The sequence below is a fragment of the Kribbella sp. CA-245084 genome, assembly GCF_050942355.1.
GTDB lineage: Bacteria > Actinomycetota > Actinomycetes > Propionibacteriales > Kribbellaceae > Kribbella.
This window is the reverse complement of record NZ_CP192053.1, coordinates 65489-88921: the sequence shown is the minus strand read 5'-3', so window position 1 is coordinate 88921 and position 23433 is coordinate 65489. Positions and strand designations below refer to the sequence as shown.

Here is a 23433-nt window from a genome sequence, read left to right as displayed (position 1 = left end):
GAGCTTGACCGACTATGCCGGGATCGCCGGCCTGTTCGCCGCGGCCGCAGTTGCTGTCTGGATGCTGCGCAACCACCGGACCGTGGCACCGACGGCCCGGCATCGAGGGGCGCCTACCCTGCGGCTGCCGCGACCGACGCACCCGGAGCGCGCTTCTTCGCGCGGTAGTAGGTAAGCCCGCCGAAGGCGTACATCGACAGGCCCAACGCGGCCATCAGCACGATGACGATCCACTGCCACGGTCCGGTCTGGTAGAGCGCCAGGAACCAGGACCGCGTGTCGTCGTTCCCGGTCAGCTTGAAGATCGCCGGTACGACGGCCTGGGGGAAGAGCGGGATCGCAGCGAACCCGAGGCACAGTCCCGCGGCGGTCCGCTTCCACCTGGGCAGTGCGTCCAGCCCTGCGGTCTTCCTGGCCTGCTCCGCGGGCGATCTGCCATGCCTGAGCAGCGTGAGGAGCTCAGGACCACGCCGATCGAGACGCCGGATCGCCAGGCGGCCGAAGTACCACCACGCGAGTACGCCGGAGCCGATGCCGACCAGCACGCCCCACCAGCCGGCGTTCAGCGCCACGATCAGGGCCGGGACGCAGGTCGACGCAACCAGCACGAGCATCACGTAGACGATTCCCATCGTCTCGCCCTCGTTCTCGCCCGAGTTCAGCGGATTGCCGGACCGCTTGTGCGCATCAGTCGTCGGTACGGCGGCGTACACCGAGCTGGCCACGACCAGACCGGCTGCACCACCGAGCAGTGCGGGCAACACGCTCAGCACGAGCGGCCAGGCGCTGGCGTAGCCGGACCACCAGGTCAGCAACAGGGTGATGACCAGCGTGATCGGTCCGAAGACCAGCAAGAACGCGCGCTGGCGTGCGCGCACATCCGGCCCGTTTGCGCCGGGCGTCATCAGCGTGCTCCAAAGCGCTGTACCGTCCGCGCCGTAGAGGTTGGCGGACATCGCAGCGGCCATCACGACGGCGGCCGGACCCGCCCACGGCAGCATCGCCTTCCAGCCCAGCGCCAGCGGCATCATGCAGAAGAACAGTCCGTAGCTGATGGCGAAGACCGCCTTGTGCCCGTAGAGCAGGTCCCGCGTCCACGAGCGCAGTTCCTTGGCGGCTGCACCACTCCGCGGATCGGTCCCACTCAGCGGTCGCCGTACCTTGCCGCCGACTCTGGACGCAGTTGTCCGACGTACCAGCAACGCCGACCAGGTAACGAGCATCAGCACACCCAGCACGACCAGTCCGGCCAGTGCTGCGAGCACTCTGAGCCAGTCGCCACGGCCGGCCGCTTCTACGGCCACCAGACCCCAACCAGACGGTGCGATCCGCGCGGCCTTGGCCAGCGTGCCTTGTACGTCGGTGGACACGTACGCCACGATCAGCGCCCAGCCCTGCGCCGTGAACGCGAGGATGAACGCGTTGACCAGCGCTGCGATCACCGCACCGGCCCGCACCTGCAGCAGTACGCCGTACACCGCGACGGCGAGCCGGGACGCGAGGATGAAGCAGAAGAGCTGGAGCAGTAGCGCCGGCACTGCGACCAGAGCGGCGGCGACGTTCGCGCCGGCGATGACGAGACTGAGTAGAGCGATCAGGCTGATGATCGGTGCGACACCGGCCAGCGCAGCCACCAGCAGGCCGGTGGAGAGTGTGCGCGGCGACAGCGGCATCATCGTGAAGTACTCCGGCTTGAGCGTCTCGTCGCCACCGCCCGCGAACAGCGGACCGACCACCCAGCCGAGCATCCAGACCGCGAGCACCACGACCAGTACGTCGTTGTCGCCCTTCGCCGCAACCCAGATCGTCCCGCCTGCGAGCACCAGGCCGACGAACCCGCCAGTGACGATCCAGGTCAGCCGCAGCTGGTCCTTGAGCGCATGCCGGAACGCGGCCAGCCGCATCCGGACCAGCGTGTGCGAGGTGTTGTACGTCAGTGCGAGAGCCACGTCAGACCGTCCGCTCCACGCGTCGACGCACCGACCAGCGACACGAACGCATCCTCCAGCGTGCCGCCGGCCTGCACCTCGGAAACGGTGCCTGCGGCAACTACCTTGCCGTCCGCGACCACCGCGACGCGATCACACAGCTGCTCGACCAGCGCCATGACATGGCTCGACATCACCACCGAGCCGCCGCCGGCGATGAACCGGTGCAGGATGGTCCGGATGGTCGCCGCCGACACCGGATCGACCGCCTCGAAGGGCTCGTCCAGCACCAGCAACCGCGGCGCGTGCAGCAGCGCGACCGCGAGGCCGAGCTTCTTCCGCATGCCGGTCGAGTACCCGATCACCTGCTTGTCGTCCTCGTGATCGAGCTCGAGCACCTCCAGCAGTTCGGCTGTCCGCCGCTCGACCTCGTCCTCAGGCAATCCGCGCAACAGCCCCAGGTACGTCAGCACCTCCCGCCCGGTCAGCCGCTCCGGCATCCCCAACCCATCCGGCAGCACCCCGACCAGAGCCTTCGCCGTCGCCGGCTCCCGCCAAACGTCGACCCCGAAGATCCGCGCCGTACCGCCGTCCGGCCGCAACAACCCAACCGCCATCGACAACGACGTCGTCTTCCCAGCCCCATTAGGCCCCAACACCCCGAAGAACGACCCAGCCGGCACGCTCAAACTGAGATCGTCAACCGCCCGCTCCTCGCCGAACACCTTGGTCAACCCCACCAGCTCGAGTGCTTGCTCCATACCGAACACTCTTCCACCGGGCACCGTCCCCCGACGTCCCCCGGATGGCTGATGGTCTTCATCCACCGGACGGCGCTCCGGTTACCGTTCGTAGCGAGTGACAGGCGACACAGCCGGGAAAACAAAAAGTCCCGGTCGACCGACCGGGACATTCTTTGTGCGCGAGGGGGGAGTTGAACCCCCACGCCCTTTCGGGCACACGGACCTGAACCGTGCGCGTCTGCCTATTCCGCCACCCGCGCGCAGTCGCCGGATGGTGCTCCCGGCGACGAGAAGGAACATTAGCACGGGTTGTCCGGGTGCTTCACATTGCGGGTTCGGTCGAACCTCCCGATACGATCGATCGTCGTACCCGGTGTGTCCGCCTCGACCGGTGGATGATCTTTGGCGTACCGACCGTGGAGGAGGAGGCGTGCGACCGCTACAGCGCTTCGAGCGACGCCTGGAAGGCATTGTCAGCGGTGTCTTCGCGCGCGCTTTCAAGGGTGACGTCGAGCCGATCGAACTCGCGGCGGCTCTCAAGCGTGAGATCGACAACACCGCGCGGATCCTGTCCCGGGACCGGCGGCTGGTGCCGAACCACTTCATCGTCGAGCTCGGGCCGGACGACTTCGAGCGCCTCAACGCCTACGGCCGGACCCTGAACCACGAGCTCGCCAACGAACTGCGGGACCACGCCGACATCCAGCGGTACACGTTCTCCGGGCCGATCGACATCGAGCTGGTTCAGCAGGACGACCTCCCGACCGGTAAGTTCCGGGTGGTCAGCGAGACGGTCGGGACGCCACAGCGTCGCCCGGCCGCCTATCAGCAGCCCGAGCCCCAGCCCTACCAGCAGGAGCCCTACGTGCCGCCCGAGCCGGTCAGTCCGCCGCAGCCCCAGTACCAGCCGCAGCCGTCCCCGCGCCGCGGTCACCCGCAGGTGATGCTCGAGGTGAACGGGCGTCGCCGCCCGGTCAACCCGCCCGGCGTCGTGCTCGGCCGCGGTACCGACGCGGACATCCAGATCAACGACCCGGGTGTGTCCCGGCGGCACGCCGAGATCCGGCTGATGCCGGAGGGCCCGGACGGTATCCGGGTCGTGCTGGTCGATCTCGGCTCCACCAACGGCACGCTGGTGAACGGCCGCCGCAGCACCGAGGCCGAGCTGGTCGACGGTTCGACGGTGCGGATCGGCAACACGACCATGACGCTGCGTCTCGCGGACGAGCCGATGGCCCAGCCGCCGAGCAGCGGGTGGTGACCGGAAGTCCATGTCGGAACTGACCCTGACCCTGATCAAACTGGGGTTCCTGGCCCTGTTGTGGATGTTCGTCCTCGCGGTGCTGTCCGTGATCAGGTCCGACCTGTTCGGCGCGAAGGTGGACAGCCGGGCCGCGGCGGCCGTCGTACCGCAGAACACCCGGACGCCGAAGACCGCCAAGCCGGCCAAGAAGCGCAAGGGCCTGCCCGCGTCGGTGACGATCGCGGACGGGCCGCAGGCCGGCGTCGGCGCCTCGCTGACCGAGAAGCCGGTGATCATCGGTCGCGGCTCGGACTGCCAGATCCGGCTCGACGACGACTACTCTTCCACCCGGCACGCCCGGTTGTTCATGTCCGAAGGCCAGTGGTGGGTCGAGGATCTCGGCTCCACCAACGGCACGTACCTTGACGGCCAGCGGGTCACCCGCCCGGTCCCGGCCGAGATCGGCGGTTCGATCCGGATCGGCCGGACGACGCTGAACATCGCGAAGTAGGCCTGCCTCGATGACCCTGTCGCTCGACTACGCCACACTGTCCGACGTCGGACGGGTGCGCCGCAACAACGAGGACTCGGCGTACGCCGGTCCGCACCTGCTGCTGCTCGCCGACGGAATGGGCGGCGCCGCGGCCGGTGAGGTGGCCAGCGCGGCGGCGGTCCAGGTGATCCGGCGGCTGGACACCGCCGAGATCGGCGGCGAGGACATGATCGAGGCGCTGGCCGGCGCGGTCCACCGGGCCAACGAGCGGCTGTCCGAGCTGGTCGAGGAGGACCCCGAGCGCGAGGGCATGGGCTCGACCGTCACCGCGCTGATGTTCGACGGCAAGCAGCTCGGCCTGGCGCATCTCGGCGACTCCCGCGCGTACCGGATGCGCGACGGAATCCTTTACCAGCTCAGCCACGACCACACCTTTGTGCAGTCGCTGGTCGACGAGGGCCGGATCTCCCAGGAGGAGGCCTTCACCCACCCGCACCGCAACCTGATCCTGCGCGTGCTCGACGGCCGCCCGGACTCCGATCCGGACCTGGAGATCATCGACGTCCGGGCCGGCGACCGTTTGATGCTGTGCAGCGACGGCCTGCCCGACTACGTGAGCGACGAGGTGATCTCCGCCTCGATGGCCTCCGGTACGCCGGACTCCGTCGTCGTCGAGCTGATCACGCACGCGCTCGAGGCGGGCTCGAACGACAACGTCACCTGTGTGGTCGCCGACGTCGTCGAGACGGAGCCCGCGAGCGGCGTACAGCCCCAACTGGTGGGCGCGGCCGCCGAGCTGGCCCAGGGCAGCACCGGCCGCGGCGAGCCGACGGTCGCGATCCGCACCGGCGGCCACGGGCACGGCGGCGGTGGCCACGGCGGCGCGCTCGACCCCGAAGAGCTTCGGTACGCACCGCGCCCGCCGAAGCGGTTCCCCTGGCTGCGGCGGATCGCCGTACTCGTGATCGTCCTCGGGCTGATCGGCGGCGGCGGCTGGTTCGCGTACAGCTGGACCCAGAAGCAGTACTACGTCGGCTCCGACGGCGACTACGTGGCGATCTTCAAGGGCGTCGAGGCGGATCTCCCGGGTCTGAACCTGTCGAAGGTCTACGAGCGGCAGGCGCTGCAGGTCGACAAGCTTCCGACGTACAGCCGGGAGCAGGTGGAGGGCAACATCCAGGCGGACAACCTGGCCGGCGCCCGGTCGATCGTCGCCGAGCTGCAGCAGACCGCTGCCGAGTGCGCCGCGAAGACCAAGCCGACCCCCACCCCGACGCCGAAGCCGAGCACGCCGCCGGTGTCGAAGCCGCCTGTCTCCAAGCCGCCGGTGACGACGACTCCGGTCGTGCACCCGTCGACGACGCCGACCAGCCCGGGCAGTACGACGACGCCGGGCAGCCCGGACGACTGCGACGGGGTCCGATGAGCATCGCCTCCACGTCGGTCATCCAGATCATTCCGCGCACCCGGCGCGGGGTGGAGCTGCTGCTGCTCATCATCGCGGTCATCGTCTCGGTCGCGGCGTACGTGAACATCGGCGTGACCGTCCAGAACGAGGTCCCGGCCAGCACCGGGTACTACGCCGTCGGCATCGCCCTGCTCGCCCTGATCGCCCACCTCGCGCTGCGGTTCCGTGCGCCGTACGCCGACCCGGTCATCCTCCCGTGCGCCGTCCTGCTGAACGGGCTGGGCGTCGCGATGATCCACCGCATCGACCTCGGTCTGACGGCGATCGGCAAGACCAGGGGCGTCCCGTTCGCGCCGCAGCAGATCACCTGGACTGCGGTCGGCGTCGTGCTGTTCCTCGCAGTGATCATCGTGGTCCGCGACCACCGCCGGCTGCAGGCGTTCACCTACAGCCTCGGCCTGGCCGGTCTGGTGCTGCTCGTGCTGCCGCTGGTCCCCGGCCTGGGCGCCAACGTCAACGGCGCGCCGATCTGGATCCGCGTCTTCGGGATGTCGTTCCAGCCCGGCGAGTTCGCCAAGGTCTGCCTGGTCATCTTCTTCGCCGGCTACCTGGTGGTGAAGCGTGACGTACTGACGCTGGCCGGACGCCGGTTCCTCGGCCTCGACCTGCCACGTGCTCGGGACCTCGGGCCGATCCTGATCGCCTGGCTGGCCAGTCTGGGCGTGCTGGTCTTCGAGAGCGACCTGGGTTCGTCCCTGCTGTTCTTCGGCCTGTTCCTGTTCCTGCTCTACGTATCTACCGAGCGCGCCGGGTGGCTGATCATCGGTGGCCTGCTGTTCGCCGCCGGGGCGTCCTTCGCGTACTCCGCGTTCGGCCACGTGCACCGCCGCGTCACCGACTGGATGGACCCGTGGGCGATTGACGGCGGCCAGGTGAAACTCGGTCTGATGGGCCAGGCCTGGGGCGGCATTCTCGGCCGCGGCCTCGGCCAGGGAAGGCCCGAGCTGACCCTCTACGCCAACAGCGACATGATCATCTCCTCGATGGCCGAGGAGCTGGGCCTGACCGGCCTGATCGCGATCATCCTGGTCTACACGCTGATCATCGAGCGCGGCCTGCGCACGGCGCTCGGCTGCCGCGACATCTTCGGCAAGCTGGTCGCGACCGGCCTGGCCATGTCGTTCGCGCTGCAGGTGTTCGTGATCGTCGGCGGCGTGACCGGGCTGATCCCGCTGACCGGTCTGGCCACCCCGTTCATGGCCCTCGGCGGTACGTCGCTGGTCGCGAACTGGGCGATCATCGCGCTGCTGCTACGGATCAGCGACCAGGCCCGGCGGCCGCAGACCCCGGCCGCTCCAGTGTCCGACGAAACGATCGCGATGGCGGTGCAGAAACAGTGAACTCGGCGATCCGACGACTGGCCGTGGCGGCGATGATCCTGATGCTCGCGCTGATGGCGAACTCGACGTACCTGCAGGCCTTCCGGGCGAACGAGATCAACGGCCGCAACGACAACAACCGGGTCCGCGACTCACAGTTCTCGGTCAACCGCGGCCCGATCCTGATCGGCAGTACGCCGGTCGCGCAGAGCAAGCCGTCGAACGACCGGTTCAAGTATCAGCGGACGTACCCGTCCGGCCCGGTGTACGCACCCGTGACCGGCTTCTACTCCTACCGGTTCGGCCGGGGCGGGATCGAGCTGACGATGAACTCCGAGCTGAACGGCTCGGACCCGTCGATGGCGTTCCGCCGGATCATCGACGTGATCAGCAACCGGCCGCAGCAGGGCGGCAGCGTCACATTGACCCTGAACGCGGCGGCGCAGCAGGCGGCGTACAAGGGGCTGGGCTCGAAGACCGGCGCGGTGGTGGCGATCGAGCCGAAGACCGGCAAGATCCTGGCGATGGCGACCACGCCGTCGTACGACCCGAACCGGCTCGCCTCGCACGACAGCGCGAAGGTCGACGCCGCCTGGAAGAGCCTGACCGAGGACAAGGACCGGCCGCTGTCGAACCGCGCGGCGCAGGAGCTGTACCCGCCGGGCTCGACGTTCAAGTTGGTCACCGCGGCGGCCGCGCTGTCCAGCGGCAAGTACACGCCGGAGACCAAGGTGAACTCGCCGGCCGAGCTGCCGCTGCCGCAGACCACCGTCCCGCTGGTGAACGAGGACGGCAAGAACTGCGGTGGCAGCAACAACGCGACGCTGACGGTCGCGCTGCGGTACTCCTGCAACACGGCGTACGGCAGTGTCGGTCTGGCGCTCGGGCCGGACGCGCTGCGCGAGCAGGCCGCCAAGTTCGGTTTCGGTGCGCGGCCGCTGGCCGAGCTGCCGAGCGTGGCCACCAGCCAGTTCCCCGGCGACCCGAACGAGCCGCAGACCGCGCAGTCCGCGATCGGCCAGTACGACGTACGGGCCACGCCGCTGCAGATGGCGATGGTCGCGGCCGGGATCGCGAACAAGGGCGAGGTGATGAAGCCGTACCTCGTCCAGAACGTGAAGACGCCGGACCTGAAGACGGTCTCGGAGACCAAGCCGGAGTCGCTGCACCAGGCGGTCACTCCGCAGGTCGCCTCCCAGCTGACCGCGATGATGGTCGACGTCGTCAACAACGGCACCGGCAAGCCCGGTCAGATCAGCGGCGTCCAGGTGGCCGGCAAGACCGGTACGGCGCAGACCGCGAAGGACCGCCCGCCGTTCGCGTGGTTCACCGCGTTCGCACCGGCCGACGACCCGAAGATCGCGGTCGCGGTGCTGATCGAGAAGGCCGACATCGCCCGGGACGACATCGCCGGCGGCAAGCTGGCCGCGCCGATCGCCAAGTCGGTGATGGAGGCGGTGCTGGGCCAATGAGCACCATACGGAATGATGCCGTCACGGCGCGTCTTTCCAACGGGGAACCACGTGTGGCGGCCGCTACCGTGGGCAAGTTGAGTGTGTTTTTGTGTCTCACAGACAGGTTGGAAGGCTGAGGTCATGACATCGCAGGCACGTCTCGTCGGCGGCCGATACGAAGAAGGCGAACCGCTCGGCCGCGGCGGCATGGCCGAGGTCCGCAGGGGTGTGGACAACCGGCTCGGCCGGTCGGTCGCCATCAAGCGGCTGCGGGTCGATCTGGCCAGTGACGCCACCTTCCAGGCCAGATTCCGCCGGGAGGCCCAGTCGGCCGCCTCGCTCAACCACCCGACCATCGTGTCGGTGTACGACACCGGCGAGGAGCCCGATCCGAACGGCTCCGGCGTCACGATCCCGTACATCGTGATGGAGCTCGTCACCGGCAAGACGCTGCGGGACCTGATCCGCGAAGGCCGGAAGATCATGCCTGAGCGCGCCCTGGAGATCACCTCCGGTGTGCTCGAGGCGCTGGACTACAGCCACCGGGCCGGCATCGTGCACCGCGACATCAAGCCCGGGAACGTGATGCTGACCCCGCAGGGTCAGGTCAAGGTGATGGACTTCGGTATCGCCCGTGCGGTCGCCGACACGTCCTCCACGATGACCCAGACCGCGGCCGTGATCGGCACCGCGCAGTACCTGTCCCCGGAGCAGGCCCGCGGCGAGACCGTCGACGCCCGCTCCGACCTGTACTCGACCGGCTGTCTGCTGTACGAACTGCTCACCGGGCGTCCGCCGTTCGTCGGTGAGTCGCCGGTGTCGGTGGCCTACCAGCACGTCCGGGAACAGCCGCTCCCGCCGTCGTCGTTCGACCCGGACATCCCGCCGGAGGTCGACGCCGTCGTACTGAAGGCGCTGGCGAAGAACCGCGAAGAGCGGTACCAGAGCGCCGCCGAGATGCGGGCCGACATCCATCGGGTGCTGGCCGGCCAGCAGGTGACCGCGCCGATGGCCGCGGTCGCCGAGACCCGCGCGATGGCGCCGACCGCGGTCGCGGCGGCTGCTGCCACCCAGGCCTACCGCCAGACCGCGGGGAACGACATCCTCCCGCCGGGCGGCGACGACCTGGAAGAGGAGGACGACGGGCGGTCGCGGCGCAACCGCGGCCTGGCGTACTTCCTGCTCGGTCTGGCGATCGTCGCGGTCGCCGTCGGGGCGTACGCGCTGTTCACCAACATGGGCAAGGACAACAACGCAGGCGGTGGCGCGACGAACACCCCGGTGGCGAAGGTCGCCGTGCCGGACGTCAGCGGCAAATCGGTCGCCGACGCGACCGCGTTGCTGACCGACAAGGGTCTGAGGTTCGCGCAGGGACCGTCGGAGACCAGCGACACGGTGGGCCGCGGCTCCGCGATCCGGCAGACGCCCCTGGGCGGGACCGAGGCCGAGCAGGGTTCGACGGTCACCGTCGTGTTCTCGTCCGGGCGGAGTGCGTTCCCGGTGCCGGACGTGATCGGCAAGTCGGAGTCCGCCGCCCGCAAGGCGCTCGAAGGCACCTCCGCGAACTTCAAGGTCAAGGACAAGGTCGTCGAGCAGGACAGCGACGAGAAGAAGGGCACCGTGCTCGCGGTCAGCCCGGACCCGAACGGGCAGTACCCGTCGGGTCAGGAGTTCACCCTGACCGTGTCGAGCGGCAAGACCCAGGTCGACGTACCGAACGTCGTCACCCAGTCGTACGACGACGCGAAGCTGACGCTGGAGCAGGCCGGCTTCCGGGTCGGGTACGTGTTCGGCAACGACCCGAACGCGGCCGACGGCCAGGTGCTGCAGCAGTCGCTGAAGGCGAACAGCAAGGCGCCGAAGGGCTCGCTGATCACGCTGACCGTCAACAAGCAGCAGGAGACGACCTCCCCGCCGCCGAGCCAGCCGACGGACACGCCCAGCACACCGACCACGCCGGGCATCACGATCGGCGGATGAGACGACGGAACCCCGGAGCGACTGCTCCGGGGGTTCCGTCGTTTTCGAGCTCTAGCTGACGATCGGGGCCAGGCCGACGGAGCGCGCGACCGCGTCCTGGTCGCCGCAGATCGCGAGCCAGTTGGCGAGCATCCGGTGACCGCCCTCGGTCAGCACCGACTCCGGGTGGAACTGCACGCCTTCCACCGGGAGGTCGCGGTGCCGCGCGGCCATGATCACGCCGGCCTCGGTGCGGGCGGTCACCTGCAGCTCGTCCGGCACGGTGTCCTGCGCGATCGCGAGCGAGTGGTACCGGGTCGCGGTGAACGGCGACGGGAGTCCGGACAGTACGCCGGCGCCCTCGTGGAACACCTGGCTGGTCTTCCCGTGCAGCAGCTCGTCCGCCCGGCCGACGACACCGCCGTACGCGACGCCGATCGCCTGGAGACCGAGGCAGACCCCGAAGATCGGGACCTCGCCGCCCTTCTCCTTGACGATGTCGACGCAGGCGCCGGCTTCTTCCGGCGTACCGGGACCGGGGGACAGCAGGACGCCGTCGAACTCACCGGCCTGGTCGGGAGTGACTTCGTCGTTGCGCAGCACCGTGGTGTCGGCCTGCAGTTGCTGCAGGTACTGCACCAGGTTGTAGACGAAGGAGTCGTAGTTGTCGACGACAAGGATCCGCGGCATGCGGACCATTGTGACAGCTACCGGCCGGTGACCGATGGGCTGGCCGATGGGGTCTGTGGATAACCGGGCACGGTCGCGCTCTGGAGGTCCAGGGTGCCTTCGTAGGCCGGCATCGAGATCGACGACTCGTTCTTCACGTCGTACCCGAGCTGGAACTTCACCACGTAGTCCTGCAGGTTCTCGATGTACTGCGAGTCGTCGAGCGCCTTCTGCAGTTTCCGCCGGTCGCCGATCGCGCTGATCGTGTACGGCGGGAGGTACGGAACGCCGTGCAGTACGACGGAGTTGCCGACGCACTTGACCCCGGTTGTGGAGATGACGCGCTGGTTCTGGATCGTCATCGCCTCGGCGCCGCCGGCCCACAGCGCGTTCACCACGGCCTGGATGTCCTGCTGGTGGATGACCAGCCAGTTCTCGTCGACGTCCGGGTTCTCCTTGACCACCTCGGGCGGCGCGTCCCGGAGGGTGACGGTCAGCCCCGGGCCGACGACCGGGCGGGTGCCGACCTGCTCGGACAGGTCCTCGAACTGCTTGGCCAGCTTCGGGTCGATCGATCCCTGCTGCGCCTGCAGCGCTTCGATGTCGTGGGTCAGTGCCGCGTGCTGCCGGACCAGGCTCGCGCTGCGGCGGCTCTGTTCCTCCACCAGGCCCGCGAGCGTAGTGTTGCGACTGGGCCGCAGGTCCGTGCCACGGGCGTTGGTGGCACTGGTCGCGAACAGCAGACCGGCGCACAGCAGCGCCAGCGGCGCACCCACGCGCCACAGCGAAATCCGCCTCAACCTACGCACCAGTGATCTCCACATTGCTGTCTGCACTACGCTAACCCGGACCGGACCCGCACAGGTCGTAGCGGTCAGCTTATGCGTCCGTCCTTACAAGGAGTTCAGTCGTGCCCGAGTCGAGCAGTCGCAACAAGAAGAAGACCGAGAAGGTCAAGGTCGAGAAGACCCCGAAGAGGCCGCGTACCACCAGCCGCGTGTGGGTCGCGCCGCTGATGCTGTTCTGCTGGCTGCTCGGTCTCGCCTGGTTGGTCGTCTTCTACGTGGCCGGCCAGGACATCCCGGTGATGAAGGACCTCGGCAACTGGAACCTGCTGATCGGCATGGGCCTGATCGCGGTCGGGTTCGTGGTCTCCACACAGTGGGTCTGACCCCGGTCATCGGAGAGTTATCCACACCCGTATCCCCAGTTGTGCACACCGATTCGGGCGAGTTATCCCCAAGCTGACCGTTACTTCTCCACGAAAACCGCCCCGAAATGGCTCAAATCTGTGGATAAATCAGGTTTGAGTGGATGAGTTTCCACACTGTTCACGTTGGCAGCGGCCGGTTGTCCACGACCTTCTTCATCACGATCGTCGAGGTCATCCGCTGGACACCCGGCAGCCGCGCCAGCCGCTCGTCGCGCAGCCGCTGGAACGTCGCGATATCGGCTGTGGCCACCCGGACGAAGTAGTCCGGCTCGCCGAACAGCCGCTCCGCGTGCACCACCTCCGGGATCTGTTCGAGCCCCGCCTCGAACCCGGCCACCGACTCCTCCCGGTCCATCGTGACCGCGAGCAGCACCTCGAACCCGTGCCCGACCGCGCCCGGATCGACGACGGCGCGGTAGCCGGAGATCACGCCGCCGCGCTCGAGCTCCCGCAGCCGGCGATGGCACGGGGCCGCGCTCAGCCCGATCCGCTGAGCCAGTTCGGTCACCGTCAGCCGGCCCTCGGCCTGTAGCACCGCAAGGATCTTGCGATCAATCGCATCCACAGCAAAGATCCTATCTCCGGACGCTGCGGTTGAGCATGAATTCGCACGATAACTTCGCCGATTCAGCCGTAATCTTGCGCCATGCTCGACCTTCTGCCCATCGCAGCTGCCTGCTTCGGCATTCCGCAGTACCTTCCGCAGATCCTCAAACTCCGCCGGACCGGGGACACGGCCGGAGTCTCCTGGTCCTGGGCGACGCTGACGAGCATCAACAACGCCGCCTGGTTCTGCTACTTCATGGCCTCCGGCTACTGGACCGCGAGCCTCCCGTCGACCGCCGCAAGCACCCTGGCCGGCACCGTCTCGGTGATGCTCGTACGCCGCGGCGCCCTCAACCGCCGCGCCATCCGCTGGATCGCCGCCTGGGCCGGCCTCCTCGCCCTCGCCGCCGCACTCGGCGGCCGGGTCGGCCTAGGCACCCTCCTCGCCGCCGCCTCGATCGTCCAGGTGACCCCGTCGCTGTGGACGGCGTACCGCACCACTCATCCAACCGGCATCTCGAAGGGCACCTGGACCCTCGTCTGTGGCGAACTGTCCTGCTGGCTGATCTTCGGCCTGTGGAAAACCGACCCCCGCCTGATCACCCTCGGCGCAACCGGCGTCCTGGCCGGCATCCTCATGCTCGCCCGCGTACAACAGGCGGGCGTACTGTCGAATCAGCGGTAGCGACCTGGGGGAGACCGGGGAGGGTCGCACCATGTTCGTACAGGTCATTCAGGGGCAGGTCACCGACGCCGAGCAGGCACACGCCGCGATGGATCGGTGGATGGAAGAACTCGCGCCCGAGGCACCCGGCTGGCTGGGGACCACCGCCGGCGTCACCGCGGACGGAAGGTTCATCGCGCAAGCTCGCTTCGAGTCCGCTGACTCCGCGCGGCGCAACAGCGAGTCGCCGGGGCAGGACAAGTGGTGGCACGAGTTCTCGTCGCTGTTCAGCGGCGACGCCGCCTTCCACGACACCGAGGACGTGACCGTCGGCATGGTCGGCGATCCGGATACGGCCGGGTTCGTGCAGATCATCCGCGGTCGCGTTACGGATCCGGATCGGATCCGGACTCTGATGTCTGGGGATCCGGCGAAGTGGGCCGATTTCCGGCCGGACGTCATCGGCAGCGTGTTCTCGTTGTACGACGACGGTGCCTTCACCACGACGTTCTACTTCACCTCCGAGGCCGAAGCCCGCGAAGGCGAGCGCAAGGAACCGCCGCAGGAGCTGAAAGCGACAGTCGACGAGCTGGACGCGCTTGACGCCGAGCCGCCGGAGTTCTTCGACCTGACCGCGCCCTGGGTGTACTCGCCTGCATCTACGTAGAGATATATGTAGACATGGGTGAAACCTTCTGCGTATAGTTCTACGTAGGAGGAGAGCGATGCCAAACAAGACGATCTATGTGTCCGACGACGACCTGCCGTTGTACAAGAAGGCGCAGGAGCTCGCCGGGAATCTGTCGTCGGCGATCTCGATCGCGCTGCGGAAGTACGTCGAGATGGAAGAGGGACGGCTCGAGGGGTACGACGAGATCACCGTGCGGGTGGGCCGGGGCGCCGGCCGCAAGCAGCGGTTCTCCGGCGTACTGCTGGCCGAGGGCGGGCGGTCGAGCACCACCGGGTACGAGGCCTTCAAGGTCTACCGGAGCCGGACCGGCAAGTTCGTCCTGCACGCCGATCGCCGCAGCCAGTTCACCGTCAGCGGCGACGACGAGCGCTACCTGTCCGGCTGGCGGTCCTGGATCGGCAACTGGAGCAGCGACCAGTCCTGGAGCATGGCGCAGGGCGAGGCCACGCTGAACATCGTCGACTCGGTCGAGCAGCTCCGCGAGCTGATCCCCGAAGACCTCTACGAACTGGTCGAGGAAGCCGCCAACCAACCGGCGGTGGAGGACCTCGACATCTAGTTCCCACCACAACTGATCGGCACCGGCGACCTGAGCTAGGTCGCGGGGCGGTCGAACACGCCTGAAACAACCCCTTGGCCACCTGGGGGCAGGTTCACCCTGCCCGAAAACCTGCGAGGAAGACTCATGTCAGCTGCGATCGACGTCATCGGACTGCGCAAGTCCTACGGCGAGAAACTCGTGCTCGACGGCATCGACCTGAACGTTGCCGAAGGCACCATCTTTGCCCTGCTCGGCCCGAACGGCGCCGGCAAGACCACCGCGGTACAGATCCTGTCCACACTGGTGACCGCCGACGCCGGCGAGATCCGGGTGGCCGGCCACGACCTGCACCGCGACCCCGAGGCGGTCCGCGCCTCGATCGGGGTCACCGGCCAGTTCTCCGCGGTCGACGGCCTGATGACCGGCCGGGAGAACCTGATCCTGATGGCCGATCTGTACCACCTCGGCAAGCAGGAGGCCCGGCGCCGGGCGGACGAGCTGCTGGAGCAGTTCGACCTGGTCGAGGCCGGCAAGAAGCTGGCGATGACGTACTCCGGCGGCATGAAGCGCCGGCTCGATCTCGCCATGACGCTGGTCGGCCGCCCGCAGATCATCTTCCTGGACGAGCCGACCACGGGCCTCGACCCGCGCAGCCGGCACAGCATGTGGACGATGATCCGCGAGCTGGTCGCCGGCGGCGTCACGGTCCTGCTCACCACGCAGTACCTCGACGAGGCGGACCAGCTGGCCGACCGGATCGCGGTCCTCGACCACGGACAACTGGTCGCCCAAGGTACGGCGGAAGAGCTCAAGCGGCTCGCACCGGGCGGACACATCCGGCTGCGCTTCACCTCGCCGGACGCGTTCTCGCTGGCGGGCCAGGTGCTGCCGACCGCAGTACCGAATCACGAATCGCTGGTCCTGCAGGTGCCGAACGACGGCAGCGTGCACGCGCTGCGCGACCTGCTGGCCCGGATCGACGACGCCTCGCTCGAGGTCGACGAACTCACTGTCCACACGCCCGACCTGGATGACGTCTTCTTCGCCGTCACCGGTCAGCCCACTGATCAGTCCACCGAGAAAGTTGCCGCGAAATGAGTTACGCACTGCAAGACACCGGCACCATGCTCCGCCGCAACCTACGGCACGCCCAGCGGTATCCGGGTCTGTCCCTCGGCGCCCTCGGGATGCCGGTCATCATGATCCTGCTGTTCGGCCTGATCTTCGGCGACACCTTCTCGGCCGGTCTCGGCGGAGGCGGCAGCCGAGGCGAGTACATCAACTTCCTCACCCCCGGCATCCTGCTGATGTCGATCGCCTCCGGGACGATGTCGCCCGCGGTGGCGGTCTGCATGGACATGACCGAAGGCATCGTGGCCAGGTTCCGCACGATGGCGATCTTCCGGCCGGCCGTGCTGACCGGGCACGTGCTGGGCAACGTGATCCTGACGATCGCGAGCCTGGGCCTGGTCGTCGGCTTCGCGGTCCTGATCGGCTTCCGCCCGAACGCGTCGGTCGGTGACTGGCTGCTGGCGGCCGGGTTGCTGATCGCGGTGACCGTCGGGCTGACCTGGTTCGCGATCGCCCTGGGTCTGACCAGCAAGACGCCGGAGAGCGCGAGCAACGTCGTACTGCCGATCGCCCTGCTGCTGCCGTTCCTGAGCAACACCTTCATCCCGCTGGACGCGATGCCGAGCGGCATCCGCTGGTTCGCCGAATACCAGCCGTTCACCCCGATCATCAACACCCTGCGCCACCTGTTGCTGGGTACGCCGATGGACAGCGGCGACGGCTGGCTGGCCCTGGCCTGGTGCCTGGCGATCGCGGTCGTCGGCTACTTCTGGGCCCAGAAGAGCTACAACAAGGGGACGGCGGCCTAGGAGGGAGCGCCCATCAGGTTCGCGCGGGTGCGGACGTGGGCGGGGACCAACAGGTCGCAGTCAGGGTTGTTCTCCGGTTCGCCGGCGACGACGTGGAGCGGGATCACGCCTGTCCAGTAGGGCAGGTCGAGGTCCTGCTCGTCGTCGTTGGCAGGCCCGTTGCGGGTCTTCACCGACGCTTCGGTCAGCGAGAGCGCGAGCACCGAGGTCTTGGCCAGCTCCTTGCGGTTCGGCGGCCGTACGGCGGTCGACCGGCCGGGGACGAGGTGGTCGACGATCCGGTTGAGCCCGTGCAGCTTCTCGTCGGGGTCGGTGATCAGCCGCGGCACGCCGAAGATGACCGCGGACCGGTAGTTCACCGAGTGGTGGAACGCGGACCGCGCCAGCACCAGCCCGTCGGTGTGCGTGATCGTGACGCAGATCGTCTGCTCCGGCGCCGCGACCACGCTGCGCGCGGCGACCGAGCCGTGCAGGTACAGCGTGCCGTCCGGCCCGCGATCCAGGTCGACGCCGTACGCCGTCGGCAGGACGAGCGGAGCACCGTCGACCACGACACCCAGATGACAGAACATGCCGTCGAGCAGTACGTCGTACAACGCCTCGCGATCGGCCGCGGCACGCTCCTTCGAGCGGCGGAGTTGAGTCCGGGCGGTCGGCTGCATCGGGCTGGTCATGTCATCAGAGTGATGGCAGGAGTGGCATGCTGGCACGGTCCATTCCCGTTCGAATCAGGTAGTCCATTCGTGGAGAGCTCGCTCCCGCTGACCATCGACCGCACCGCGGGGCTCCCGCTGCATCTGCAGCTGGCGGAGCAGTTCCGGGCCGCTGTGCTGGACGGTCGGCTCCAGGCAGGCCACCGGCTCCCGTCGACCCGCGACCTCGCGCGGGACCTGTCCGTCTCGCGGTCCGTGACGCAGGCGGCGTACGACCAGCTGCACGCCGAGGGCTGGATCGAGGGACGCACGGGCGCCGGCACGTTCGTCACGGACGTCGTCCCGCTGCAGCCCGCCGTCCGACGCCACACGCCGCACCCCGCGAATCCCGACACCAAGCTGCCGACGCTCCGCCCCGGCATCCCGTACATCGCCCCGACGCCTGACGCCGGCTGGCGTCGCGCCTGGCGTGAGGTGTCCGCGCAGTCCCCGCCGCGCGGGTACGACGACGCGGCAGGACTTCCCGCACTGCGTGCCGCGCTCGCGGACCACGTCGGGCGGGTCCGCGGAATCGCATGCGGACCGGAGAACGTGCTCGTCACGAACGGCACCGTGCATGGACTACGCCTGCTGCTCACCGTGACCCGGCAGCCCGGCGACCGGATCGCGATCGAGGATCCCGGCTATCTCAACGCAGTGGTCGCCGCCCGCGATCACCGCCTCGAGATCGTCGACGTCCCGGTCGACGAGGACGGTCTGCAGGTCGGCGCGCTGACGGACGACGCGGCCGCGGTCTATGTCACGCCATCGCACCAGTACCCGCTCGGCGGCCGGCTACCCGTTGCCCGACGCAACGAACTGATCCGCTGGGCGCGACGCACCGGCGCTCAGCTGATCGAGGACGACTACGACAGCGAGTTCCGGTACGACGTCGCGCCGCTGCCCGCGCTCGCGCAACTGGATCTGGAGCGCGTCGTCCACCTTGGCACGCTGTCGAAGACGCTCAGCCCCGCCCTCCGGCTCGGTTGGCTGGTCGCGTCCGAGGAGATGGTCGACCGCCTCGCCACGTTCCGCGCCAACTCCGGCGACTGGCCCGGCTGGCCGATGCAGGCTGCCTTGCTCGCGATGCTCCGCGACGGCTACCTCGACCAGGCCGTACGCCGCGGGCGCCGCCTGTACGCGGATCGCCGTACGCACACGGTCGCAGTGCTCTCGCCGTACGGTCAGGTGATCGGCCAGGACGCCGGCCTGCACGTCACGCTGGTGCTGCCCGACGACGCCGACGACCTCCGGATCGCCGCCGCTGCTCGGGAAGCGGGTGTCGTCGTCGCGCCGTTGTCGGAGTACCGGCGCAGCGTGTCAGGACCGCCAGGGCTGGTGATCGGCTACGCGACGCCGGCGACGTCCGATCTGCACCGAGCCCTGACGATCCTGACTGAGGTCCTTACTCGCCGTTGAGCGGGTCGATGTCCGGAGTGCTGCCCCAGCGGAAGTACACCGGTGCCTTGTAGCTGCCTGCGGACGAGCTGACGTGGCTGATCACCGTGGCAGTACCGTTGGCTCGACCAACGGCGTACGTGGTGGCCGTCTTGGTGTCCTTGTCGATGCCGACGAGCAGCGTGCCGTAGTTGCCGCACTTGCTCGCGAGCAGCTTGTCGAAGCCCTGCCAGGTTTTGGTGCGGACCGCTTTCACGATCGGCTTCATCGACCCTGCCGTCGGGATGTGGATGGTGTAGAGCGCTCCGCCGCGGGTGTTCGCGAGGAACGTGTCGTACGTCGCGGTCTTGCTGATCAGCGCCATCGACTTCACCGCTGCGAACCCGGTCGCCGAACCGGTGGCCTTCCATCCACCGGCGACGGTCCAGCGGAACAGCGTCCCGTCGTTGCGCAGTCCGTACGCCGTCGTACGCGCGGTGGTTTGGGAAACCTCCAGCGCGGTGAATCTCGACCAGCCGCCGCCGATGCGCTGAGTCGCGTTCGGCAGGCCGGGGACGAACTCGTTCATCGTGTCGATCGAGTAGATGCGGTAGTACAACGAGTCGCCTTGCACCACCCAGCCCTCGTTCGTCGCGCCCAGGTTGGACGCGTCGCTCGTGAACGTCGTACTGAATCGGACCGCACCCGGCGCAAACACGCCGAAGATGGGCCCGGGCAGGCCGACGCTCCGCGCCGGATAGCCCACCGTGATCCCGCCGTTGTCCTGTGCCCCACTGTCGAGCACAGACCCCGGTGCGAGCGAGCATGCCCCGGTCGCCGTCGACCCGGCGGCGTGTGCCGATGGCACAAACACCGCCGCAGTCAACGCAACCGCCCCCGCCAGGCTGGAGACAATAGTCCGCCGCATAACGTTCCCTCCCCAGATCCGGACCTTCCACAGATCCAGATGCAGCCGAGCCCGAAAAGGTTAGGGATCGAGCGGGTTCTCTGCGAGCGGGGGTTGGACGGCTGGGGTGTCGCCGTCCCACGTCAGGTGGGAGAGCCACATTGTGCGGCCCTTGGGGTCGGTGCCTACCTGGGTTGGGTCCCAGGCGTGGTAGACGAACCAGTTGCCTAGGACCATGTTGTGGCCTGGACCGGCGGCGTCGGCGCTCGACGACAGGATGGGGTTGCCGGACTTGGTGCATGGGCCGGTGGGGGAGTCGCAGAGGGCGTGGCCGACGGCGTACGTCGGTTTGTCGAAGGCGTTGGCGGAGTAGAAGAGGTGGAACTTGCCGTTGCGCTCGACCATGTACGGGGCCTCGACGAGGTTGCCCTCCCAGGGCTGGTCCTGCCTGATCATGCGGTGCACGGGACCGGTCAGCGTGAGGCCGTCGTCGGACAGTTCGGAGACGTAGATCCAGGTGTCCACGCCGATCGCGTTGCCGTCGTTCTTCCAGTACAGCCAGCGGCGGCCGGTCGAGTCCTGGAACGGCGAGGCGTCGATCGAGCCGCCCTCGTCGGCCTGACTGATGAACGGTCGTGGAGATTTGTCGACATATGGACCTTGGGGTGTGGACGCGACCGCGATGCCGAGGCACTGGTGACCGGACGCGAGATCGCGCGTCGTGTAGTACATGACGTACCGGTCCGCCGCGTGCACGGCAACCTCGGGCGCCCACACCCTTCCGGGCGCGGTCCAATCCGGTAACGACGGCAGCGCATCGCCGACCTGCTGCCACGACACGAGGTCCGTCGACGTCAACGTCTGCACATTGCCGAGCGGCCCGTTCGTCGCAAAGGCGAAGTACTCATTGCCCACCGCAATAACCTGCGGATCGGCAAAGCTACCGTCGTACACCGGGTTGGTGAACATCTATGAGGTCCAATCAGAAGTCCCAGGTGAGCCTGCAAGGAAGAGATCAACCGGATCCGGTTGCGGGTTCGTCGCGTCGTGGGTTCTGGCGATATTTTGCAGCCACTGTCCACGACTCGGCGTACCGGCCAGGGGCCCTTCTCCACGACTCGGCGAACCAGCCGACCACGGCGCGGACAGTTGGGTTGCCGGGAAGCCGTGGTGCCGGCCGGACAGTTGGTTGGCCTGCATCTGGAACCGACCACCCCCGGCGGAAACCCCTCAAACGCTCCACCGCGAACAGCCTCGACGGCCGGACAGCACCTGCCGACTGACGCCGGACCGCCGGACCCAGCCGTGCAGCCAACCACCACTCTATCTTTTCGTCTTTCCGTTTCTTTCTTGTACCTTCTCTTCAGAGCTTCTGAATAACCTCTTCTTCGTTTGTTTTCCTTCTCTGCAGGACTTCTGAAGAGCTCTCTACCTGCTCTCGTAGAACTTCAGGTAGTCGAAGGTTGCGACGGGCGGCGGGTTTGCGCCGGTGAACTCGCCGTGGGCGTAGAGACCGATGCGGGCGGCGGCTGGGAGGACCCAGGAGGCGCCCCAGGTCCAGTTCTTGCCGTCGATCGAGGTGCCGGCCTGGTAGACGTGTTCGCCGGCGGCGTTCTCGTGGTACGCGATCCGCATCCACATCGTCGGCGCGGTCCGGCCGATCGCGGCAGCGCCGTACGACGTGGCGCCGTCGGAGGGTCGTGCCACCAGCTCGCGCCCGTACTCCGTCTGGCGGGTCTTCCAGATCGCGACGTCGCCGAGGCGCGCGAAGTCGTCGTCGTTCAGGTAGACGATCATGCCGGCCTGCTGGTAGTTGCGGACGTCATCGATCCCGGTGTCCAGGTGCAGCTTGGTCTCCGCGATCCAGCTCTTCCCGGCCGGTGTCGCGTGCAGGAGGAGGCCGGCGTTGTTCCCGCTGCCGACCATGTCGGCGTTCTCCAGCGGCCAGCTCAGGTTGCCGTCGGCAACAGTTGCCTTGTCGTCCTGACGCACCCAGGTCCAGTCCGCGCCGAGCGCCCCGTTGAAGTCGTCACCGGCGAGCAGCTTCCCGGTCCGCGGTACTGCGGCCAGCTTCGTCACCGGCTTGGCAACCGGCCTGACGGTCAGGTTGTCCACTTCAGCGCTCCCGGCCCAGCGCACCGGAGCCGCCGCCAACCTCAACCCGGGCACGCTGAGCTGCGCCTCCCCGTAAACATCTCCGAGTCCCGCGTCGTTCAGTCGTGCCGTCACGGATGATCCGCTCACCTGCACCGACAGCTTGTTCCACTGCGTGCGGTCGAAGTCGGCCGGCAGGTTGACCGAGGTTGTACGACGGCCAACTGCGAGCGTCAGCCGATTGTCGGCAACAGTCGCACTCACTGTGTTGCCCACTACTGTGGTGAACGACGAGCCGAGCCGGACGTCCGCCTCCACACGGAGCGAGCCACTTGGTGCCGACGAGCGGGTTCGAGCCACGCCGTTGATAGAGGCGGTGGGACCGCCGGCCGCATCGCCGGGGTTGGCTGTTGCGCCCAGGAGACCGGCGGCAGGGTTGGTCGAGTCGATGCCCAACCCAGAGCCGGTTGTGGGCGCAGGGACAGGGCCCTCGGATGGGCCGAGGCCGGCGCGAGTGCGGGGCCAGCCGTTGATCCAGTCGATCTGGTCGATCAGCATCGGTCGGCGGTTGATGCCGAACGGGTCGGTCAGCCACGGCGTACCGCGGTCGATCGCGTGGTACACGATGTGGTCCTGCCCGGCCGCGTCGGTGATGAACGCGTGGTGCCCGGGGCCGATCCACTTGTTGCCGTTCTGCGTGATCACCGTCGTACCGCCGACGCGGGAGTCGGTGAGCTTCGCGCCGTCGGCGTCCACGAACGGGCCGCGCGGGGAGCGGGACCGGCCGGCGAAGACGGAGTACCCGGTGGTCGGGCCCGCGCAGCAGTTCATCGACGAGCCCATGAAGTAGTACCAGCCGTCGCGGTAGACGACGTACGAGCCTTCGTAGCGGTCGCCGATCGTGACCTGGGTCGGGGTGCCGACCGCGTGCGTGCCATCGGCGCTCAACTCCGTCACGGAGATGCCGCCGTTGAAGCCGCCGTAGTACAGGTACCGCTTGCCGTCGGCGGCGGTCAGTTCGGCCGGGTCGATCGTGCCGAGGTAGCCGCCGTTGCCGTCGGGTCGCGGCGCTACGACAGGGCCGTCACTCGAGGTCCACGGTCCGGCCGGCGTCGGCGCGGTGGCCACGCCGATCGCGGGATCGCCGCCGGCGTTGGCGGTCGTGTCGGTGACGGTGAAGTACATGACGTAGCGGCCGCCGAAGTACCGAATGTCCGGCGCCCAGAAGAACGAGCCGGGCGCGGCCCACGCCGGCTTGGTCTGATCGTTGAAGACCGTGCCGAGGTACTCCCAGGAGCTGAAGTCCTTGGTCCGGGCCATGTGCATCAGGCCGAACGGGCCGTTCGCGACGAGCGGGTCAGACGTGGCGTACGCGTACCAGTAGCCGTCGCGGCCCTGGATGATCGACGGGTCGGCGAAGGAGTCGGCGAAGCTGGATGTGACGGGGTTGGTGGTGGTCACGACCGGCGCCGCGGTGGCGGCCGACGTACCGGCCGCTACTACGACGACAGCAAGTACTGTGGCGAGTAGTCGTTTCGAAGGCACAGGGCGG

At 68.1% G+C, this 23433-nt stretch carries 22 protein-coding genes and 1 tRNA gene; 13 read left to right on the top strand and 10 right to left on the bottom strand.

Annotated elements, in window-relative coordinates:
- Positions 1-113: 113 nt before the first annotated feature.
- The 3 genes from ACQPYH_RS00475 to ACQPYH_RS00465 all read right to left on the bottom strand — a co-directional run bounded on the left by ACQPYH_RS00475 (position 114) and on the right by ACQPYH_RS00465 (position 2931).
- Positions 114-1949, bottom strand: a complete 1836-nt coding sequence (locus ACQPYH_RS00475; RefSeq protein WP_432884963.1) for a hypothetical protein — start codon at positions 1947-1949, stop codon at positions 114-116.
- The gene (locus ACQPYH_RS00470; protein ID WP_432884961.1) at positions 1934-2689 is read right to left on the bottom strand and encodes an ABC transporter ATP-binding protein; all 756 of its coding nucleotides are present in this window, start codon (positions 2687-2689) and stop codon (positions 1934-1936) included. Before ACQPYH_RS00470 ends, ACQPYH_RS00475 begins: the two co-directional genes overlap by 16 nt.
- A gap of 158 nt (positions 2690-2847) precedes the next feature.
- Positions 2848-2931 (bottom strand) — tRNA-Leu (locus tag ACQPYH_RS00465).
- A 170-nt stretch (positions 2932-3101) separates the two neighbouring features.
- On the opposite strand from ACQPYH_RS00465, the gene ACQPYH_RS00460 reads away from it, so the two are divergent.
- From ACQPYH_RS00460 to pknB, 6 genes are all read left to right on the top strand, one after another.
- Positions 3102-3932: an FhaA domain-containing protein gene (locus ACQPYH_RS00460; RefSeq protein WP_198681756.1), complete on the top strand. Its 831-nt coding sequence runs from the start codon at positions 3102-3104 to the stop codon at positions 3930-3932.
- A gap of 10 nt (positions 3933-3942) precedes the next feature.
- Entirely contained in the window at positions 3943-4425 is a 483-nt protein-coding gene (locus ACQPYH_RS00455) for an FHA domain-containing protein FhaB/FipA (RefSeq protein ID WP_432884957.1), read from the top strand.
- Positions 4426-4435: 10 nt separating this feature from the next.
- Positions 4436-5833: a PP2C family protein-serine/threonine phosphatase gene (locus ACQPYH_RS00450; RefSeq protein WP_432884955.1), complete on the top strand. Its 1398-nt coding sequence runs from the start codon at positions 4436-4438 to the stop codon at positions 5831-5833.
- Positions 5830-7215 (top strand): FtsW/RodA/SpoVE family cell cycle protein, encoded by a 1386-nt coding sequence (locus tag ACQPYH_RS00445; protein WP_432894677.1) that lies wholly within the window; start codon positions 5830-5832, stop codon positions 7213-7215. Before ACQPYH_RS00450 ends, ACQPYH_RS00445 begins: the two co-directional genes overlap by 4 nt.
- On the top strand, positions 7212-8666 hold the full coding sequence (locus tag ACQPYH_RS00440) for a peptidoglycan D,D-transpeptidase FtsI family protein (RefSeq protein ID WP_432884952.1): 1455 nt from the start codon (positions 7212-7214) through the stop codon (positions 8664-8666). The genes ACQPYH_RS00445 and ACQPYH_RS00440 overlap by 4 nt, the downstream gene beginning before the upstream one ends.
- Positions 8667-8789: 123 nt before the next feature.
- A complete protein-coding gene (gene pknB, locus ACQPYH_RS00435) occupies positions 8790-10628 on the top strand; it encodes a Stk1 family PASTA domain-containing Ser/Thr kinase (protein ID WP_432884950.1) in 1839 nt (612 codons plus the stop codon).
- 51 nt (positions 10629-10679) lie between these two features.
- Here pknB and ACQPYH_RS00430 read toward each other — a convergent pair whose 3' ends face one another.
- Both ACQPYH_RS00430 and ACQPYH_RS00425 read right to left on the bottom strand, forming a co-directional pair.
- Positions 10680-11297, bottom strand: coding sequence for an aminodeoxychorismate/anthranilate synthase component II (locus ACQPYH_RS00430; RefSeq protein WP_432884947.1), 618 nt, complete (start codon positions 11295-11297; stop codon positions 10680-10682).
- A gap of 17 nt (positions 11298-11314) precedes the next feature.
- On the bottom strand, positions 11315-12085 hold the full coding sequence (locus ACQPYH_RS00425; protein ID WP_130445511.1) for a DUF881 domain-containing protein: 771 nt from the start codon (positions 12083-12085) through the stop codon (positions 11315-11317).
- A 101-nt stretch (positions 12086-12186) separates the two neighbouring features.
- Here ACQPYH_RS00425 and ACQPYH_RS00420 point away from each other — a divergent pair, with 101 nt between their 5' ends.
- Entirely contained in the window at positions 12187-12447 is a 261-nt protein-coding gene (locus tag ACQPYH_RS00420; RefSeq protein ID WP_130445510.1) for a cell division protein CrgA, read from the top strand.
- Between the two features lie 160 nt (positions 12448-12607).
- Here ACQPYH_RS00420 and ACQPYH_RS00415 read toward each other — a convergent pair whose 3' ends face one another.
- Entirely contained in the window at positions 12608-13054 is a 447-nt protein-coding gene (locus ACQPYH_RS00415) for an Lrp/AsnC family transcriptional regulator (protein ID WP_363881206.1), read from the bottom strand.
- Between the two features lie 81 nt (positions 13055-13135).
- Here ACQPYH_RS00415 and ACQPYH_RS00410 point away from each other — a divergent pair, with 81 nt between their 5' ends.
- The 5 genes from ACQPYH_RS00410 (at position 13136) to ACQPYH_RS00390 (ending at position 16811) form a co-directional block, all read left to right on the top strand.
- A complete protein-coding gene (locus tag ACQPYH_RS00410; protein ID WP_432884942.1) occupies positions 13136-13720 on the top strand; it encodes a PQ-loop domain-containing transporter in 585 nt (194 codons plus the stop codon).
- Positions 13721-13751: 31 nt separating this feature from the next.
- Positions 13752-14366, top strand: coding sequence for a hypothetical protein (locus ACQPYH_RS00405; protein ID WP_432884939.1), 615 nt, complete (start codon positions 13752-13754; stop codon positions 14364-14366).
- Positions 14367-14424: 58 nt separating this feature from the next.
- Positions 14425-14949 (top strand): EXLDI protein, encoded by a 525-nt coding sequence (locus ACQPYH_RS00400; protein WP_432884936.1) that lies wholly within the window; start codon positions 14425-14427, stop codon positions 14947-14949.
- A 126-nt stretch (positions 14950-15075) separates the two neighbouring features.
- A complete protein-coding gene (locus ACQPYH_RS00395; RefSeq protein ID WP_432884933.1) occupies positions 15076-16029 on the top strand; it encodes an ATP-binding cassette domain-containing protein in 954 nt (317 codons plus the stop codon).
- A complete protein-coding gene (locus ACQPYH_RS00390) occupies positions 16026-16811 on the top strand; it encodes an ABC transporter permease (RefSeq protein WP_432884930.1) in 786 nt (261 codons plus the stop codon). The genes ACQPYH_RS00395 and ACQPYH_RS00390 overlap by 4 nt, the downstream gene beginning before the upstream one ends.
- Here ACQPYH_RS00390 and ACQPYH_RS00385 read toward each other — a convergent pair.
- Positions 16808-17485 carry a pyridoxamine 5'-phosphate oxidase family protein gene (locus ACQPYH_RS00385; protein ID WP_432884928.1) on the bottom strand — a complete coding sequence of 226 codons (678 nt, stop codon included), beginning with the start codon at positions 17483-17485 and terminating at the stop codon, positions 16808-16810. The two genes, ACQPYH_RS00390 and ACQPYH_RS00385, sit on opposite strands and share 4 nt — an antisense overlap.
- A gap of 69 nt (positions 17486-17554) precedes the next feature.
- Here ACQPYH_RS00385 and ACQPYH_RS00380 point away from each other — a divergent pair, with 69 nt between their 5' ends.
- Entirely contained in the window at positions 17555-18922 is a 1368-nt protein-coding gene (locus tag ACQPYH_RS00380) for a PLP-dependent aminotransferase family protein (protein ID WP_432884925.1), read from the top strand.
- On the opposite strand, the gene ACQPYH_RS00375 is transcribed toward ACQPYH_RS00380, so the two are convergent.
- The 3 genes from ACQPYH_RS00375 to ACQPYH_RS00365 form a co-directional block, all read right to left on the bottom strand.
- The gene (locus tag ACQPYH_RS00375; RefSeq protein ID WP_432884923.1) at positions 18909-19808 is read right to left on the bottom strand and encodes a hypothetical protein; all 900 of its coding nucleotides are present in this window, start codon (positions 19806-19808) and stop codon (positions 18909-18911) included. The two genes, ACQPYH_RS00380 and ACQPYH_RS00375, sit on opposite strands and share 14 nt — an antisense overlap.
- A gap of 60 nt (positions 19809-19868) precedes the next feature.
- Positions 19869-20756, bottom strand: coding sequence for a glycoside hydrolase family 43 protein (locus ACQPYH_RS00370; protein WP_432884920.1), 888 nt, complete (start codon positions 20754-20756; stop codon positions 19869-19871).
- 459 nt (positions 20757-21215) lie between these two features.
- Positions 21216-23426, bottom strand: coding sequence for a family 43 glycosylhydrolase (locus ACQPYH_RS00365; protein ID WP_432884918.1), 2211 nt, complete (start codon positions 23424-23426; stop codon positions 21216-21218).
- Between the last annotated feature and the right edge of the window lie 7 nt (positions 23427-23433).